General features: G+C 69.0%; 19 protein-coding genes and 2 pseudogenes. 15 read left to right on the forward strand and 6 right to left on the reverse strand.

The features are described 5' to 3' along the window. Positions 1–246: 246 nt before the first annotated feature. Positions 247–405 (forward strand): annotated as a pseudogene (locus ABD172_RS14995) (transposase); the annotation flags it as partial. Here ABD172_RS14995 and ABD172_RS15000 read toward each other — a convergent pair. Next, a complete protein-coding gene (locus ABD172_RS15000; RefSeq protein WP_344310986.1) occupies positions 342–992 on the reverse strand; it encodes a CorA family divalent cation transporter in 651 nt (216 codons plus the stop codon). The pseudogene ABD172_RS14995 and the gene ABD172_RS15000 sit on opposite strands and share 64 nt — an antisense overlap. 134 nt (positions 993–1,126) lie before the next feature. Between ABD172_RS15000 and ABD172_RS15005 the strand changes: the two genes are divergently transcribed. Continuing rightward, complete coding sequence (locus tag ABD172_RS15005) at positions 1,127–1,717, forward strand: LysE/ArgO family amino acid transporter (protein WP_344311041.1); 591 nt, start codon at positions 1,127–1,129, stop codon at positions 1,715–1,717. Here ABD172_RS15005 and ABD172_RS15010 read toward each other — a convergent pair. Together ABD172_RS15010 and ABD172_RS15015 are read right to left on the reverse strand one after the other, a co-directional pair. After that, positions 1,686–2,216: pseudogene (locus ABD172_RS15010) on the reverse strand (SDR family oxidoreductase); the annotation flags it as partial. The gene ABD172_RS15005 and the pseudogene ABD172_RS15010 overlap by 32 nt on opposite strands. Positions 2,217–2,266: 50 nt before the next feature. Further along, the gene (locus ABD172_RS15015; protein ID WP_344310988.1) at positions 2,267–2,791 is read right to left on the reverse strand and encodes a flavin reductase family protein; all 525 of its coding nucleotides are present in this window, start codon (positions 2,789–2,791) and stop codon (positions 2,267–2,269) included. Positions 2,792–2,906: 115 nt separating this feature from the next. On the opposite strand from ABD172_RS15015, the gene ABD172_RS15020 reads away from it, so the two are divergent. Beyond that, positions 2,907–3,167, forward strand: a complete 261-nt coding sequence (locus ABD172_RS15020) for a DUF3039 domain-containing protein (protein ID WP_344310990.1) — start codon at positions 2,907–2,909, stop codon at positions 3,165–3,167. Then, entirely contained in the window at positions 3,168–4,964 is a 1,797-nt protein-coding gene (locus ABD172_RS15025) for a DEAD/DEAH box helicase (protein WP_344310991.1), read from the forward strand. A gap of 83 nt (positions 4,965–5,047) precedes the next feature. Here the strand turns inward: ABD172_RS15025 and ABD172_RS15030 are convergent, their stop codons facing one another. After that, positions 5,048–6,370 carry a nicotinate phosphoribosyltransferase gene (locus tag ABD172_RS15030; protein WP_344310993.1) on the reverse strand — a complete coding sequence of 441 codons (1,323 nt, stop codon included), beginning with the start codon at positions 6,368–6,370 and terminating at the stop codon, positions 5,048–5,050. A 95-nt stretch (positions 6,371–6,465) separates the two neighbouring features. On the opposite strand from ABD172_RS15030, the gene clpS reads away from it, so the two are divergent. The 5 genes from clpS to rdgB are packed head-to-tail and all read left to right on the forward strand — an operon-like array spanning position 6,466 to position 9,632. Further along, complete coding sequence (clpS, locus tag ABD172_RS15035) at positions 6,466–6,753, forward strand: ATP-dependent Clp protease adapter ClpS (RefSeq protein WP_344311043.1); 288 nt, start codon at positions 6,466–6,468, stop codon at positions 6,751–6,753. Continuing rightward, positions 6,750–7,352, forward strand: a complete 603-nt coding sequence (locus ABD172_RS15040) for a DUF2017 domain-containing protein (protein ID WP_344310995.1) — start codon at positions 6,750–6,752, stop codon at positions 7,350–7,352. Before clpS ends, ABD172_RS15040 begins: the two co-directional genes overlap by 4 nt. Further along, complete coding sequence (locus tag ABD172_RS15045; protein ID WP_344310997.1) at positions 7,349–8,287, forward strand: MBL fold metallo-hydrolase; 939 nt, start codon at positions 7,349–7,351, stop codon at positions 8,285–8,287. The genes ABD172_RS15040 and ABD172_RS15045 overlap by 4 nt, the downstream gene beginning before the upstream one ends. Before the next feature lie 2 nt (positions 8,288–8,289). After that, complete coding sequence (gene rph / locus ABD172_RS15050) at positions 8,290–9,024, forward strand: ribonuclease PH (RefSeq protein WP_344310999.1); 735 nt, start codon at positions 8,290–8,292, stop codon at positions 9,022–9,024. Then, positions 9,021–9,632: an RdgB/HAM1 family non-canonical purine NTP pyrophosphatase gene (gene rdgB / locus ABD172_RS15055; RefSeq protein WP_344311000.1), complete on the forward strand. Its 612-nt coding sequence runs from the start codon at positions 9,021–9,023 to the stop codon at positions 9,630–9,632. The genes rph and rdgB overlap by 4 nt, the downstream gene beginning before the upstream one ends. A 74-nt stretch (positions 9,633–9,706) precedes the next feature. Here rdgB and ABD172_RS15060 read toward each other — a convergent pair whose 3' ends face one another. Then, positions 9,707–10,927 carry a zinc ribbon domain-containing protein gene (locus ABD172_RS15060; RefSeq protein WP_344311002.1) on the reverse strand — a complete coding sequence of 407 codons (1,221 nt, stop codon included), beginning with the start codon at positions 10,925–10,927 and terminating at the stop codon, positions 9,707–9,709. Between the two features lie 125 nt (positions 10,928–11,052). Between ABD172_RS15060 and ABD172_RS15065 the strand changes: the two genes are divergently transcribed. After that, positions 11,053–12,264, forward strand: a complete 1,212-nt coding sequence (locus ABD172_RS15065) for a cell division protein PerM (RefSeq protein WP_344311004.1) — start codon at positions 11,053–11,055, stop codon at positions 12,262–12,264. Positions 12,265–12,464: 200 nt separating this feature from the next. Here the strand turns inward: ABD172_RS15065 and ABD172_RS15070 are convergent, their stop codons facing one another. Beyond that, complete coding sequence (locus tag ABD172_RS15070; protein WP_344311006.1) at positions 12,465–13,109, reverse strand: hypothetical protein; 645 nt, start codon at positions 13,107–13,109, stop codon at positions 12,465–12,467. Positions 13,110–13,136: 27 nt separating this feature from the next. On the opposite strand from ABD172_RS15070, the gene purN reads away from it, so the two are divergent. From purN to ABD172_RS15095, 5 genes are all read left to right on the forward strand, one after another. Continuing rightward, positions 13,137–13,829, forward strand: a complete 693-nt coding sequence (gene purN / locus ABD172_RS15075) for a phosphoribosylglycinamide formyltransferase (protein WP_344311008.1) — start codon at positions 13,137–13,139, stop codon at positions 13,827–13,829. Positions 13,830–13,887: 58 nt separating this feature from the next. Next, positions 13,888–15,438, forward strand: coding sequence for a bifunctional phosphoribosylaminoimidazolecarboxamide formyltransferase/IMP cyclohydrolase (gene purH / locus ABD172_RS15080; RefSeq protein WP_344311010.1), 1,551 nt, complete (start codon positions 13,888–13,890; stop codon positions 15,436–15,438). A 126-nt stretch (positions 15,439–15,564) separates the two neighbouring features. Further along, a complete protein-coding gene (locus ABD172_RS15085; RefSeq protein ID WP_344311011.1) occupies positions 15,565–15,897 on the forward strand; it encodes a hypothetical protein in 333 nt (110 codons plus the stop codon). A gap of 159 nt (positions 15,898–16,056) precedes the next feature. Continuing rightward, on the forward strand, positions 16,057–16,239 hold the full coding sequence (locus ABD172_RS15090) for an antitoxin (RefSeq protein ID WP_344311012.1): 183 nt from the start codon (positions 16,057–16,059) through the stop codon (positions 16,237–16,239). Positions 16,240–16,569: 330 nt separating this feature from the next. Then, complete coding sequence (locus ABD172_RS15095) at positions 16,570–16,746, forward strand: hypothetical protein (protein ID WP_344311014.1); 177 nt, start codon at positions 16,570–16,572, stop codon at positions 16,744–16,746. Positions 16,747–16,850: the final 104 nt, after the last annotated feature.

Genomic DNA, 16,850 nt, shown 5'->3' on the forward strand with positions numbered 1-16,850 from the left:
TGGTGCGGACACGATATTCAGGATGCACCGAACGTCCCACATACTTTGTCAGACACGCCCTAGGAGTGGGTCGGCTAGATCCGTTGTGCAGTGCACTAGCCACTACAGGCTAGGCAATACTGGTTGGTACAACTACTCTGGTAGGTACTGGCTAGGCGGACCACGCTAGTCAGGTGATGGACGAAGATCGCACCGCCCAGGACGTGACTGCTTTATTCAATGCCGGATTCGGGGCTCATCACAGATGACCGGCCCGGCACCTCGAACGGTCCCACCGAGGCCCTCAACGGCCGCCTCGAACACCTCCGCGGATCAGCACTCGGCTTCCGCAACCTCACCAACTACATCGCCAGATCACTGCTCGAGACCGGCGGATTCAGACCCCGACTACACCCTGGATTGTGATGAGCCAGTTCACGATCGACTTCGTGCTCGTCGAAGGAGGCGGTCACGTGCCGGGCGAGTGCGGCGAGCGGCTGTACGGAGCGGTCCAGCTCGATGAGTTCGCGGGACAGGTGGTAGATGTCGGTCGACCGCAGGGGATCGCCGGAATAGAGCTGCTCCTCGAGCGCGTCGGTGCGGTCCTCGAGTGCCGCGAGCACCGGGTCGTAGTCGTCGACGACGCGGTCGAGGATCCGGTGCACGGCGGTGGCGACCGGCCAGCCGGCGTAGGTGGGGTCGGCCTCGGCGGTGGCCCGGATGCGGTCGATGTCCGTCGGGCCGGAGTGCGCGAGCGTGAGGACGAGGCCGGGGCGGAAGAAGACGTGGAGCTCGCCGATGTGGACGAGGTCGTCGATCTCGGCGGGCAGGGGCGCCTCGGTGCCGAGCGAGGCCGGGCGGAGCACGAGGAACGCGCCCGCGCCGTACCGTTCGAACTTCGCGCGCTGGTTCTGCTCGATCGCGTCCTCGACGGCGAGGGGCGGCAGGGCGTGTTCCCGCCCGAACGCGGTGATCTCCGCCGCGGTCGGGCGGTCACGGTGGATCCAGATCATGGCACCTCCTCGGCTGTGGCGCGTGTCGGCGGCGCTCCACCCATCGTGGCACAGCACGGCCCGCGCACGTCCCTCTCACCTCGCGGAACGCCCTGATCCGTCCGGTGTCCCCGGTCTAGACTCTCCCGGTGACCATCTGGACCACCGGTCTTCTCACCGGACTCGCACTCATCGTCGCCATCGGTTCGCAGAACGCCTTCGTGCTGCGCCAGGGCGTTCGACGTGAACACGTGGGTGTCGTCGTCGTGATCTGTGCGCTCTCCGACCTCGTGCTCATCGCCGCGGGGACGCTCGGCATCGGAGTGCTCGTGGACCGTCTCCCGTGGCTCATCACGGCGATGCGCGTCATCGGTGTCGTGTACCTCCTGTGGTTCGCGTTCACCTCGTTCCGTTCGGCGTTCCGCCCGCAGGCGCTCGAGGAGGCGGCACCGCGTGGCCGGTCCTCGGTCGTCCTCACGACTCTTGCGCTCACGTGGCTCAATCCGCACGTGTACCTCGACACGGTGTTGTCGCTCGGCAACCTCGCGAATCTCAACGGGGCGGACGGCCGGTGGCTGTTCGCGACCGGCGCGATGTGTGCCTCGCTCCTGTGGTTCACCGCCCTCGGATTCGGCGCGCACTCGCTCTCGCGGGTGTTGAGGACGCCGCGGACGTGGCAGATCGTCGACGTCGTCGTCGGTGTGCTCATGGTGCTCATCGCGGCGAAGCTCGCGTTCGGCGGGTGAACCCTCTGCGCCCTCCGGCGACGCGGATCGTCTCCCCGACGACATAGGACGCCGCATCGGAGAGGGCGAACTCCACGACGGTGGCGATCTCGTCCGGGGTGGCCACCCGTCCCATGGGATGCGCCGAGGCGACCCTCGCCGTCCGCTCGGGTACGCCGGCATCCGCATGGATCCGGGTCTCGACCGTCCCCGGTGCGACCCCCAGCACGCGCACGCCGTTGCCGATCGCCTCGGGCGCGAGGCCCTTCGTGAGCGCGTCGATCCCGGCCTTCGCCGCCGCGTAGTGCACGTACTCGCCGGGCGCTCCGGTCGTCGCCGCGGCCGAGGAGATGTTCACGAGAACACCGGTCGTGTGCTTCTCCCGGGACACACTCGCGGTTTCCCCGCCTGCGATTTCCCCGACGGCAGCCATTTCCAGGACGGCTCGGCGCGCGACGAGGACGGCCGAGGTGAGGTTGAGGTCGATGACCTCCCGGACGACGTGGGTGGGCGTGTCGAGGGTCTGTCCAGTTGCAGCGGCGGGGCGTTACCGTTGCTGCGAGGAACGGGTCATTCGGTGAAGGTGCCGTACTGCCGGCCCCAACGGACCAACGGGGGAGGTGTCGCCTCGGCCTCGTCCATCGCTCGACCGCACGCGGTCACTCTTCCGACCGTGAGCACGTGTGTGGCGATCTCGACGCTCTTCTCGGTCTCGAGTTCGAACCAGGCGACGGTGCCGTCGACGATCTCGATGCCCGTGGGAGTGGTCGTCGTGGGGATGTTGTCGAGCAGGCCGTGCAGGGGTTGCCCGGGTTCGCCCAGCCATTGCGCGACCGGGCGCTGTGCGCGCGTGAGCACGCTGAGAGCGAAGTGTGTCGTGCGCTCGAGCGACTCCTGGATCCGGGACCCCTCGTAGACGCTCACCGCCATCGTCGGCGGGTCGTAGGACACATCCAGGTACGAATCGACCGTGATCGCATGTGTTTTCGTCCCCCTGCGGCAGCTGAGAACCGCGATACCCGCGGCGATGTCCTCGCTGAGGACGCGGTAGCCGGTGACGAAGTCGGGGTCGGAAGGAACATGCGTCGTCTGCATCCTCACATTCTAAGGAGCTCGGTGCGCGCATTCCCGCAGGTCGCGGGGCGCGCAACGGCCGCGGCGGGTGCTGATGGCGCGGGGAGGCCGGTCCGAGGTGACTACAATGGGTAGCATGTCCGAGACGTATCCCAGTACTGGCGGTGCCGCAACGATCGAGAGGCTCGAGCAGGAACAGCTCGTCGAGCCCGGAGATCACGAGCGCTTCTCGCACTACGCGCCCAAGGCCAAGATCATGGAAGCCATGGTCATGGGAACTCCGGTCGTCGCCCTGTGCGGCAAGGTCTGGGTCCCCACGCGTGACCCGGAGAAGTTCCCGGTGTGCCCGAAGTGCAAGGAGATCTTCGAGACGATGCCCGAGGGGCCGCAGGAGTAAATGAGCGGGTCCCCGAGAGTTCCGGGTACCTCCGCTGCCGAACACCTTTCGCCCGCATTCCCCGAGCGTGCCGCATGGGGAACTGCGGGCAAACTGCGCGCCTGGCAGGCCGAGGCCCTGGACCAGTACTTCCGAACAGAACCGAGGGACTTCCTCGCCGTCGCAACGCCCGGTGCGGGTAAGACGACGTTCGCGCTCCGGTTGGCCGCTGAGCTCCTCGCACGGCGGACCGTCGACCGCATCACGGTCGTCGCTCCGACCGAACACCTCAAGGTGCAGTGGGCCGACTCCGCTGCGCGCGTCGGCATCAAGCTCGACCCGTACTTCAAGAACAGTCAGGGTCGCAGCGCGCCGGGCTTCCACGGTGTGGCGGTCACCTACGCCCAGGTCGCGGCGAAACCGGTGCTTCATCACAATCGGACCGCCAACGCCCGCACGCTCGTGATCCTCGACGAGGTGCACCACGCGGGCGACGCCCTGTCGTGGGGCGACGCGATCCGCGAGGCGTTCGAGCCCGCGCGCCGGCGACTCTCGCTCACCGGTACTCCGTTCCGGTCCGACACCTCACCGATCCCGTTCGTCCAGTACGCCCCCGACGCGGAGGGCATCCGCACCTCCCAGGCGGACTACTCCTACGGATACTCCCGCGCGCTCAAGGACGGCGTCGTGCGTCCGGTCATCTTCATGGCGTATGCCGGTGAGATGCGGTGGCGGACGAAGGCCGGCGACGAGATGTCGGCACTCCTCGGTGCCGATGCGACGAAGGACGTCCATGCGCAGGCCTGGCGCACGGCGCTCGATCCGAAGGGCGAGTGGATCCCCGCGGTGCTCCGTGCTGCCGATATGCGTCTCACCGAGGTGCGCCGGTCGATCCCCGACGCCGGCGGGCTCGTCATCGCCACCGACCAGACGGTGGCGCGGGCGTACGCGAAGCAGTTGCGCGAGATCACCGGTGAGGCCCCGACCGTCGTCCTCTCCGACGAGGCAGGTGCGAGCAAGAGGATCGAGGAGTTCTCCGACAGCAACGACCGGTGGCTCGTCGCCGTGCGCATGGTGTCCGAGGGTGTCGACGTCCCGCGCCTCGCGGTCGGCGTGTACGCGACCTCCTCGTCCACGCCTCTCTTCTTCGCCCAGGCGATCGGTCGTTTCGTCCGCTCCCGCAAGCGGGGCGAGGTCGCGTCGGTGTTCCTCCCGAGTGTTCCCGTGCTCATGAACCTCGCGAACAACCTCGAGGCCGAACGTGACCACGCGCTCGACCGCAAGCCGAACCCCGACGACGACGGCATCGTCACCTTCGACGACGAACTCCTCGAACGGGCCAACCAGAGCGAATCGGCGAGCGACGGACTGCTCGGGTCCTTCGAGGCCCTCGGTGCGGAGGCGTCGTTCGACAGAGTGCTCTTCGACGGAGGCGAGTTCGGCTCCGGTGGCCTCGTCGGTTCGGAGGACGAACTCGACTTCCTCGGGATCCCCGGTCTGCTCGAACCCGATCAGGTGGCGCAACTCCTGCGGACCCGGCAGGCGGAGCAGACGAAGCGGAAGGCGAAGTCCGGTGGCGCCTCGGTCGATTTCGTGCAGGAGTCCCGCGACGAACTCGAGCATCGCGCCTTCAAGGAGGAACGCAATCAGCTCCAGAGCCTCGTCGGAGCGTGGGCCCGCCGCACGGGGAAACCGCACGGCACCATCCACATCGAACTGCGGAAGGCGTGCGGGGGACCGGCGATCGCCCAGGCCACGCGCGCCGAGGTGCAGGCGAGGATCAAGAAGATCCAGGGCTGGTTCATCGGCAAGAAATGAATCGACGAGGGGCCCGGGCGGAACGTTCCGCCCGGGCCCCTCGTCCGTTGTCCCGGCGATGACCGAGGCCGCGGGGGAGCCCCTCAGTCGTCGTAGAAGACCGTAGGGATCGCCGGCTCGCCGTCCTGGAGGCGGTGTGCCGACCGGGGGAGTTCGGCCTTCGAGGTCGCGTGCCGGTGCTGTGCCTTCCGGACGCCCTCCGCGCCCGTGAACGAGTCGTCGATGACACCGTCGACGACGAGGTCGACCGTGAGGTCCCGTCCATCGGTCATGTCCGTCGGGAGGTTCGGCACCCCGACGGCCTCCTCGATCGCGATGGCGCCGTCGTAGAGGCGCCGGGCCTGTTTGAAGCCCCCCGTCGAGGACTTCCCGGAGGCCTTCTTCGCCACGGAGACCCACTGCCCGCCGTCGTCCTGGCGGGAGACGAGCTTGTACACGAGGCTCGCGGTGGGAGCCCCGGAACCGGTGACGAGGCGGGTACCGACGCCGTAGGAATCGACCGGGGCCGCCTGGAGGCCGGCGATCGCGTACTCGTCGAGGTCGCTCGTCACCGTGATGGTCGTGTTCACCGCGCCGAGCGCATCGAGCTTCTCCCGCACCTCGTGGGCCTGGATCGCGAGATCACCGGAGTCGAGGCGCACACCCCCGAGGTCGGTCCCGGCGATCTCGATCGCGGTCCGCAGTGCTTCGTCGACGTCATAGGTGTCGAGCAGGAGGATGGTGTCCGTGCCGAGCGACCCCACCTGGGCGGCGAACGCCTGCCGTTCGGTGTCGTGGAGGAGAGTGAAGGAGTGGGCCGAGGTGCCGATCGTCCGGACCCCGTAGCGGCGCCCGGCCTCGAGGTTCGAGGTCGAGGCGAATCCGGCGACGACGGCGGCCCGCGCGGCAGCGACCGCGGCTTCCTCGTGCGTGCGGCGCGATCCCATCTCCGCGCACGGACGGTCGCCTGCGGCATTGCTCATCCGGGAGGCCGCCGAGGCGACGGCGGAGTCGTGATTGAGGACCGAGAGGATGAGGGTCTCGAGGAGGACCGCCTCGGCGAAGGTCGACTCGACGGTGAGCAGCGGCGACCCCGGGAAGTACACCTCGCCCTCGGCATAGCCGCGGATGGTGCCGGAGAACCGGAAGTCGCGGAGCCAGTCGAGCGTCGTGGAGTCGACGACCTTCGTCTCCTCGAGGAACCTCAGTTCGGCCGACCCGAACCGGAAGTCGCGGAGCATCTCGAGGATGCGCCCGGTTCCGGCGACGACGCCGAACCGGCGTCCGGCCGGGAGCCTGCGACCGAAGGCCTCGAAGAGGCTCCTGCGATGGGCCGTACCCGCGTGCAGCGAGGCCTGGACCATCGTGAGTTCGTAGTGGTCGGTGAGCAGGGATGTCGCCGCCCGACCCGTTGTGAGTTCACCCATACGGGCGATCCTATGACACACCCGGTGGCGGGGCCCCGGGTCGATTCGCCTACAGTGGTCGGGTGAGTATTCCCGCCGAGGGCGGCCAGGCCGTCATGGATCCCGACATCGACCTCGAGCCTCTCTCGGCGCTCGAGGTCCCGTGGGTGACGATCGTGTTCAACGACCCCGTGAACCTCATGAGTTATGTGACGTACGTCTTCCGTACCTATTTCGGTTTCAGCCGGGCGAAGGCGGAGAAGCTCATGATGGAGGTGCACGAGAAGGGCCGTACCGTCGTCTCCACCGGCACCCGTGAGGAGATGGAACGGGACACGGCGGCGATGCACGAGTACGGTCTGTGGGCCGCGTGCCGACGGGCGGACCAGGGGGACGACGCATGAAGATCGTCGCCGGCACGAGCTCCTACTTCGCGGGTATCGACCTCGACCCGGGGGAGAAGCACTTCCTCACGACCCTGTTCTCCGATGTCGCCAAGCTGCTCACCCCGGAGGACGACGGGGACGTCGATCCCTTCGAGCGCCTCGTCGGCATGGTCGACGTCGACCGGCCCGTGGATCCCGCTCTGCTGCGTCTGCTGCCGGACGCGGACTCCGAGGACCCCGAACGCTCCCGCGAGTTCCGCCGTCACACCGAGTTCGACCTGCGGGAGCAGAAACTCGCGAACCTCCGCATCGTCCTCCACAGCCTCGAGTCGACCGGGCGGATCAAGCTCACGCAGGACCAGGTCCTCGCATGGACGAAGGCTCTCACGGACACCCGGCTCGTGCTCGCCTCACGCCTCGAGGTGACGACCGAAGCGGATTTCGAGGAGCTGTACGCCGAGGAGGACACCCTCGACGAACAGCGGTCCACCATGCTCACCCTGTACGACTTCCTCACGTGGGCACAGGAACGCCTCACCGGTGTTCTCATGGATGCACTCGACGACGAGGAGCCGGCCGCGGGCGCGGACGACTCCGGTGAGGACGACGGATCATGATGCGACTGACCGCGATCGGCACCTCGGGATCGTTCCCGGGCACGGATTCGCCCGCGAGCTGTTACCTCGTCGACTACGACGACGGCGACCGGCAGTGGCGGGTCGTCCTCGACCTCGGCAACGGTGCGATGGGCGCACTCCAGGCCTACACCGAACTCGGTCGCATCGACGCGCTCGTGCTCTCCCACCTCCATGCCGACCACTGCATCGACGTGACGACGCTCTTCGTGCGCTACCGCTACGACCCGCAGTACTTCTGCCCGGCCGACGGCGCCGAGGCGGTCGACCCCCGCCCCGCACTGCCGGCGTGGGCACCCGCCGGAGCCGAGGCGCGTCTCACCGCCGCGTACCACGTCGAGCCCGGTGCCAGCCCGGTTCCCGGCAGCCCCGACCCCGTCGCGCTCGGTGAGGTGTTCGACTTCCGGGACCTCGCGCCGCGAACCCCGTTCCGCGTGGGGCCGCTCGAGTTCGAACCGTTCCTCGTCGACCACCCCGTCGAGGGGTATGCCTTCCGCATCACCGACCCGACGGGTGCGGTGCTCACATACTCCGGCGACACCGACGAATGCGAGGAACTCGTCGCGGCCGCACAGGACGCCGACCTCTTCCTCTGCGAGGCGGCCTTCCAGGAGGATCGCGACACCGCCCGCGGAATCCACCTCACAGGCCTGCGGGCCGGTGCGAGTGCGACCCGAGCGGGTGCTCGCACCCTCGTGCTCACCCACATCCCGCCGTGGACCGATCGCGGGATCATCCGGGCGGAGGCCGCCGGTACGTACGACGGTCCCATCGAACTCGCGAAGCCCGGTTCCACATGGACCGTGGCCGCGGACGGCCCTCGGTGCCTCGGCCCCGGTGGGGCATCCGGCGCTGCGCCCGCCCCGACAATCGACATTCCGGCGGGGATCGCCCCCGCCGGCGACCGACAGGAGTGACGATGACGACGAGGTTCGACGGACGCGCGGTGGACGAACTGCGCGAGGTCCGCATCACCCGTAACTGGCTCGATCATGCCGAGGGCAGTGTGCTCGTGGAGTTCGGCCGCACCCGTGTGCTGTGCGCCGCCTCGCTCACCGAGGGCGTACCGCGGTGGCTCAAGGGCCAGGGCAAGGGCTGGGTGACCGCCGAGTACGCGATGCTGCCCCGCGCCACCCACGACCGCAGCAGCCGGGAGTCCATCAAGGGCAAGGTCGGCGGCCGCACCCACGAGATCTCCCGCCTCATCGGCCGTGCGCTCCGGGCAGTCGTCGACATGGACAAGCTCGGGGAGAACACCCTCCAGCTCGACTGCGACGTTCTCCAGGCCGACGGCGGTACCCGTACCGCAGCGATCACCGGTGCGTACGTCGCCATGGCGGATGCGATCGACACCGGCCGCAAGCGCGGCTGGATCCCCGCCGCGGTGAACCCCCTCAAGGACTCCGTCGCCGCGATCAGCGTCGGAATCGTGAACGGCACGCCCGTCCTCGACCTCCCGTACGAGGAGGACTCCACTGCGGAGACCGACATGAACGTCGTGATGACCGGGTCCGGGAAGTTCGTCGAGGTACAGGGCACGGCGGAGGGTGCTCCCTTCGACGAGACCGAACTCACCGCACTCCTCGGACTCGCGCGGACCGGCTGCGCGGAGCTCACCGAGCTCCAGCGGGCCGCCCTCGCCGAGGACGCGTGAGCGAGGTGCGGTTCGACGGCTTCGTCCTCGCGACCCGGAACGAGAAGAAACGCGTCGAGCTCGAGGCGATCCTCGCATCGGCGCTCGGCCGGCCGGTCAGCGTGCGCTCGGCAGCGGACCTCGATCTGCCGGAGGTCGTCGAGGACGGGATCTCCTTCGCGGAGAACGCGCTCCTCAAGGCGCGGTCGGCCGCCCGGGAGAGCGGACTGCCGGCGATCGCCGACGACTCGGGTCTGAGCGTCGACGTCCTCGGCGGAGCGCCCGGGATCTTCTCGGCGCGGTGGTCCGGGGTCCACGGCGACGACGAGGCGAACAACCGTCTCCTCCTCGCCCAGCTGAGCGACGTCAAGGACGAGCACCGCGGAGCCGCCTTCGTGTGCGCCGCTGCGTTCGTCGCCCCCGACGGCACCGAGTTCGTCGAGGAAGGACGGTTCGAGGGCACGCTCGCCCGCGAGCCGCGCGGAACGCACGGGTTCGGGTACGATCCGCTGTTCGTGCCGGCGGGGGAGACCCGCAGCGCCGCCGAGCTCACTCCCGAGGAGAAGAACGCGCGTTCGCACCGCTTCCTCGCACTCACTGCGCTCGCTGCGCGCCTCAGGAGTCTCTGAGCGGACCGCCGCCGACGACGCCTGTACGACGAAGGCCCTCCCGGTCACCCGGGAGGGCCTTCGTCATGTGCCGGTCACCAGAACTCGACGCGCACCGTGTCGTTCTCGATGAACACACTGCCGGAGGGGTCGAGCGGGCCGCTGCCCTTCCACAGACGCTGGTTGTCGTGTTCCTTCGACTCGCCGGTCCACGAGTACTCGCCCGCGGTCGTGGTCCTGAAGCTGCCCGCCGCGAGGTCGGCGCTGAGTTCGGCCTCGACGGTGGGCTGGGAGTCGATCGAGAACTCCACACTGCCGTCCGGGACGTCCTCGGTGGTCGTGAGGCCCTGGTCCTCGCCCTCGGCGGTGAACGGGCATCCCTCGTTGACGACGTTCTTCTGCTTCGCGCACTCGGTGAGCGCGGACTCGACCGCCTTCTGCACGTCGGCCGTGTAGGTGTCCGTGGGTGGGGGAGTCACGGTGAGGGAGATGGGCTCCGGTGCGGGAGTGTCGGGGAACCCGACGGAGATCGTGTCCTCCGCCTCGAGCCAGTACTTCCCGCCGGGGGTCGCGAGGGAGTACGACCCGGGAACGAGTGCGTACTGCGTGGTGCCCTCCCGGGGCACGAACTCCTCACCGTTGAGGGTGACCCCCTCGACGAACGGCAGGGACAGCGAGACGGTCGGGAGAACGGGTCCCTGGAGCGTCCAGTTGTCGAAGAAGACGCCGGTGCGACCGTCCTTCGTCGCCGAGAGCGGCAGCGGGAACTCCTGGCCGCCGAGGGTGTACTGCGCGTCGATCGTCGCGGTGTCGCCGTTGACCGTCGTGTCGAGCACCCGGACGTCGGTGATCCGTTCGGTCGCGTTCGTGAGGTACTTCGCGTCGAGGAGTTCCTCGCTCGCCCCGTTCGGCACCGTGAGCGGCGCCATGTCGTTCACCTTGGCGATGTCGCCGGCCTCGAGCGCTTCGAGGTATTCGACCGCGACGGCATCCGGACCGTAGTTCGACCGGTTGACACTGTTCACCGTGAAGATGCCGACGACGACGAGAACGACGACGATGCCGACCGCGACGAGTGAGAGGACGAGCGGGAGTCGTTTCCGGCCACCCGACGTGCCGGTGGGTCCCGCGGGTCCTGCGGAAACGGGAGATCCGGCCCCGGGCTGCGGTCCGCTGCCGGCGAACGCCGGTGCGGGTGCGGGGACGGGAGGCTGACCGGGACGGGGCGGAACCGCACCGGTTCCGAACGGTCCGGGACCGGAGTGGGGTCCACCGGGACCGGGCCCCATCGCGCCCGGGTAATTGCCTGAACTCATCACTTCCGGACCTCACACAGGACGGGGATACGACCTCTCAACGCTAGCATGTGACCTCCGACGGGCCCTGCGGATGCGTGTGTCGGTCCGGGGACATGGCGAGTGCGTGCGCGACGATGGGAACGATGGTCACTTCTTCCCCCCGCAACCGTGTCCCCGCAGCCGGATCGTCCGGCCGGTCGTCCGCGACGCCCGGCCGTCATCCGCTCGTCATCGGCGCGCTCGAGGGCGTGCGGGTGCTCGCGATCCTCGCAGCGATCGCCGTCCCCGTCTCCGCGGTGTGCTGGTTCATCGGCCTGGCCGAGCAGAAGCCGCTGTCCGCGATCCTCGTGTGGGCGATCCGGGGGACGGTGGCGGCTCACGGCTTCGCCGTCGACACGGGGGACTTCGCGTTCGGGCTCACGCCCACGCTCGCCACCGTCGTGTGCATCGCCCTTCTCTCCCACGCCGTCGCACGGACAACGCGTGCGCTCGAGGTGAATGAGACCCTCGAGGAGGCGGGCGTTCTCGATCCCGTCCCCTACGCCCGGTACCTCGGCCCCGCGGCACTCGTCGGGGTCTACGCGCTCGTCGTCCTGGGCGCGGGGGCCGCAGTCGGCGGGATGCTCCCGTCGCCTCTCGGCTCCGGACGATTCCTCCTCGTCGTCCTCATGTCCGTTCTCCTCGGAACCCTGCGGGCGACCGAGGCGCCCCACGCCTGGGCGCGCGCACGCTGGGGTGACGCGGTGATCGGGCTCGTCGACGAGGCGGGCCGGGCGGCCCGCAGAGCCGCCGTCGGATTGCTCGTCGTGGGCCTGCTCGGCGTCGTCGCACTCCTGGCCCTGCGGTTCGGGACGGTGACGGACGTCATCGACGGGTACAGCGACCCGCTCGCGGCGGCGATCGGCCTCGGCGTCGTGCACCTCGTGTTCCTCCCGACCGTTCTCCTTCTCGCGCTCGCGTGGATGTCCGGCCCGGGATTCTCGCTCTCGGCTGCGGCCGTCGCTACTCCCTTCACCGCTTTCGACAGCCCGGTTCTGCCCGTGCCGCTCCTCGTCGCGGTTCCGGCGGCCCCGCCGTCCTGGGCGCCCGTGCTTCTCCTCGTGCCCGTCCTCGTCGGGGTCGTCGCCGTCATCGGGCGCCGTTCCTGGCAGGACATCTCCTGGGCCGCCGTCGCCGTCACCGCGGGATTCCTCGTCGTGGGAGCGACCGCCTGTGCGCTCTTCGCGCGCGGCGCTCTCGGACCCGGTGGGCTCGCCACGTTCGGTGCGGTGTGGGCCGCGGGTCCGGCGATCGGAGGCCTCGCCGCGCTCGGCGTGGCCGCCGGGCGCGGAATGCTCTCGCTCGGACGCCGCTGACGACGGGCGCGGGGCCGACCGGACGCGACCGTCGCACGTGGGCGGACCGATCCGCTCTGCGGTCGACCCGATATGCACGACGGGCTCCTCCCGAGTGGGATGAGCCCTTCGTGCATGCGTTCGGTCGGAGTTGCCGGGGCCGGGGGTGGGCGCGGTGAACGCGGGCCGACACGGCGTCCGTGGGTCGCGGCCTCGGCGGATCAGGCGGTGGCGCTGTCCTCCGCGGAAGTGGTGGCGGCGGTGGTGGTCTGCGTGGACGGCTCGTCCGACGCGGAGGATTCCGCGGACGGGGATCCGGACGTGGAGGCGGAGCCGCTCGGCGCCTCGGTCGCGGAAGCGGATTCCGTCGCGTCGTCGTTCGCATAGGGGTACGGCTGTCCGGTCGTGCTCTCGAACCAGGCGGCGAGGCCGTCCTCGCGTTCGGAGACGCACCCGAGTGCGGCCTGCTCGGTGATCGCCGAGGCGACGCACTCCTCGTACTCCGACTGGACCGGCCACATCGCGGCGTTCACCGCGGCGGTGACGAGCATGAGGAGACAGCCGAGTGTGCCGACCGCCCCGAGAACGATCCAGCTGCCGGGCTTCTGGGTGCGGGCGCCGGCGATGAAGTAGCGGATCGCCCACACGAGGCCGAGGAGTGCGAAGAGCACGCTCAGCATCGACCACGGAAGCGGGTACGTGGAGGCGAGAAGAGAGGCGGCGAAGAGGATCGCGAAGATGACGCCCTCGCGATTGCGCACCAGAGCCTTGTCGTCCTTCTTCGGATCGGATTCCGGCGGCTGGGAGGGGTCCTGCGGACCACTCGGCGGGGGATCCTGACGGGGCTTCTGTTGCACGGAATTCACCCGTTAAGTCTGGCATAGAATGGCCGGGTGCGTGTCGTCCTCCTCGCCTCCGGCTCCGGTACCCTCACCCAGTCGGTGCTCGATGCCTGTGTGACGCGGGATACAGGTGCCGCCGGGGTGGATGCCACCGGGTCGAATGCCGCAGAGGCGAATACCGTCGAGGTGGTCGCCGTCGGATCCGATCGACCGCAGGCGCCGGTCCTCGAGCGGGCGCGCGCGGCCGGGGTTCCTTCGTTCGTCGTCGCCCCCCGCGACCATGCCGACCGTGCGGCGTGGGACGCCGCACTCACCGAGGAGGTCGCCTCCTTCCGCCCCGACTGGGTCGTGAGTGCCGGGTTCATGCGCATTCTCGGCCGGACATTCGTCGAGGCGTTCGCCGGGCGGATCATCAACTCCCACCCGGCGCTGCTGCCGGCGTTCCCCGGTGCGCATGCCGTGCGCGAGGCACTGGCGCACGGGGTCAAGGTGACCGGACCGACCTTCCACCTCGTGGACACCGGCCTCGACAGCGGCCCGATCATCGCCCAGTTCCCGGTACCGGTCGAGGACACCGACACCGAGGAGACCCTGCACGAGCGGATCCGTGCCGTCGAACGGGTCCGACTCGTCGAACTCCTCACGTGGTTGTCGACCGGGACCCTCGCCGTCGAGGGACGCCGGGTCACGGGGTTCGTGCCCGGACCCCTGCCTCCCACCCCCACACCTGACCGTGCCGGCTGATGCCGGGCGGCCGTCCGGGCGCCTGCGCCGCGCCGACATCTCGAAAACAGGAGTACCCATGGAAGCCGTTCGCCCCATCCGCCGCGCGCTCGTGAGCGTGTACGACAAGACCGGACTCACCGAACTCGCGCAGGGACTGGCCGCCGCGGGTGTCTCGATCGTCTCGACCGGTTCGACTGCCGCGAAGATCGCCGAGGCCGGCGTCGAGGTCACTCCCGTCGAGGCGCTCACCGGCTTCCCGGAGTGCCTCGAGGGACGCGTGAAGACGCTCCACCCGCGGGTACACGCGGGAATTCTCGCCGACACCCGGAAGCCCGATCACCTCGCCCAGCTCGAGGAGCTCGGAGTCGAGGCCTTCGACCTCGTCGTCGTGAACCTCTACCCGTTCACCGAGACCGTCGCCTCGGGCGCCGGCTACGACGCCTGCGTCGAGCAGATCGACATCGGCGGCCCGTCGATGGTGCGCGCTGCTGCGAAGAACCACCCCTCCGTCGCCGTCGTGGTGGACCCGTCCCGGTACTCCGATGTCATCGCCGCGGCGCAGGGCGAGGGCTTCGACCTCGCGACCCGGAAGCAGCTCGCGAAGGCCGCGTTCGAGCACACCGCGGCGTATGACGTCGCCGTCGCGACGTGGTTCGGTGAGCAGCTCGCGGACGAGTCCGGGACCCCGGACTTCTTCGGTGTCACCGGCGAGAAGACCGGAGACCTGCGGTACGGCGAGAATTCGCACCAGAAGGCGGCCGTGTACGCGGCTCCCGGCACCGGCGGCATCGCCAATGCGGTGCAGCTCGGTGGCAAGGAGATGTCGTACAACAACTACCAGGACACCGATGCCGCGATCCGCGCCGCCTACGACTTCGCGGAGCCTGCCGTCGCCATCATCAAGCACGCGAACCCCTGTGGCATCGCCGTCGGCGCCGACATCGCCGAGGCGCACCGCCGGGCGCACGCGTGCGATCCGCTCTCCGCGTTCGGCGGGGTCATCGCGGCCAACCGTGAAGTGACCGTCGAGCTCGCCGAGTCGATCAAGCCGATCTTCACCGAGGTCGTCGCGGCGCCGTCCTTCGCGCCCGAGGCCCTCGAGATCCTCCGGACGAAGAAGAACCTCCGCCTCCTCGAACTCGGTGCGCACACGGCTCCGCAGCTCGAGTACCGCCAGATCACCGGTGGTGTCCTCGTCCAGGAGCGCGATGTGTTCCAGGCGGCCGGTGACTCCCCGGAGAACTGGGCTCTCGTCGCCGGTGAGGCCGTGAGCGCCGAGGTGCTCGCCGATCTCGAGTTCGCATGGCGGGCGTGCCGCGCGGTGAAGTCGAACGCGATCCTCCTCGCGAAGGACGGTGCGTCCGTGGGCGTCGGGATGGGCCAGGTCAACCGCGTCGACTCCGCGCACCTCGCGGTGGACCGGGCCGGTGAGGAGCGGGCGAAGGGTGCCGTCGCGGCATCGGACGCGTTCTTCCCGTTCGCCGACGGACTCCAGGTGCTCATCGACGGAGGCGTGACCGCGGTCGTCCAGCCCGGTGGTTCGATCCGTGACGAGGAGGTCGTCCAGGCGGCGAAGGACGCCGGCATCACGATGTACTTCACCGGCACGCGCCACTTCTTCCACTGAGCACCGTGCCCGGTGGTGGGAACCGCTCGGAGCGGTGGCCACCACCGGGCGGCAGTGCGCGGTTCGGGAGTGCACGGTTCGGAAGTGAGCGGGAGATGGTGTGAAGGGAATGCGAGGAGGTGACGGATGGGTGAACCGGTGAGGCGGGTGTCGCGAGGGCGGGGTCCGATCTCGAAGCGCTGGATCTACTGGAAGCGACGGTTCTCCAACCCGACCCGTCGTGACTGGCTCCTCCTCGTGTGCCTGCTGTGGATCGCCGGCGCGACCGCGGTGTCCTTCCACGATTTCCGTGGTGCCGCGATGCTTCTCGCCGCATGTCCGCTCGTCCTCGCGGTCGTCCGGATGCTTCCGCGTCCGTGGCGGGACGTGTGGGTGAACCGACGTCCGATGACGGATGTCCTCACGATGCTCGTCGCAGCAGGTTCCCTTGCGGTTCTCGCGGTGGTCGTGCCTTCCTGACCAGGGATTCTGCTGAACAGCGCATGAAGATTTCCGGAAGTGTCCGGGGAATGGCACGGACACACCGGTTGAAGTCTTTACCTTTTTCGGGTCACGTGGAACAGTGATTCCCCGAGGCCGGGAACCCCCGGTCGCAATCGAGACTTCGAGGAGGGTGCCATGGGCATCGGCGACTTCATCAACCAGGGCAAGGAAGCACTCAACAACGAGCAGGGCGAGAACATCACCGACGGTGTGCTCGACAAGGCCGAGGGCCTCGCCGGCGGTGTCGCCGGTGGCCAGTTCGCCGAGCAGGCCTCGCAGCTCCGCGACGGCGCCGACGAGCAGATCGGCAACGAGTGATCTGAGGGTTCTCCTCCGACGGGGGTCGGGCGACTGCGGTCGCCCGACCCCCGTTGTCGTTCCCGGTGCTGCAGCGCGCGAACGGTCACCGAGCCGGCGGGCCACCGTGTACACACATGTCGGGTGTTCGCCCAGCAGTGATGCGGGAGACGTGCAACCCGGAGTTCCGTGAACGGAAGTTGAAAGTTGTATGAGTAAGGGGGCCTCGTTGTATCACGGTTCGATAACGGTGTGGCACTGTGGTCGGCGCCGGGGCACCCGACGCGCTTCATCCGGTACGTCTTCAACGATCACGAGGGCCCACGGGTCCGCCAGTCACACGGAGGAATCATGAGCTACGGCGAGAACCAGTACGAGGAGAACCGTCAGCACGAGTCGTTCGAGCAGGGTGGCTCGAATGAGTCGCTCGGTGGCCGGAACGAGGGTCAGTCCTTCGGCAACGAGGCCGAAGGTCAGGTCTTCGGTGGCGGCGAGGAGTCGTCCTTCGGGGGCGAGAACCCCTTCTGATCCGTCCCTCCGGCTCCGGCAGGCAGCACCGCCCTCCGGCTCCGGCAGGCAGTACCGCCCTCCGGCTCCGGCCGGAAGGGGGAACGGCCGAGGCGCCCTGTGGT

The sequence above is a fragment of the Brevibacterium samyangense genome (assembly GCF_039529845.1).
Classification (GTDB): Bacteria; Actinomycetota; Actinomycetes; order Actinomycetales; family Brevibacteriaceae; genus Brevibacterium; species Brevibacterium samyangense.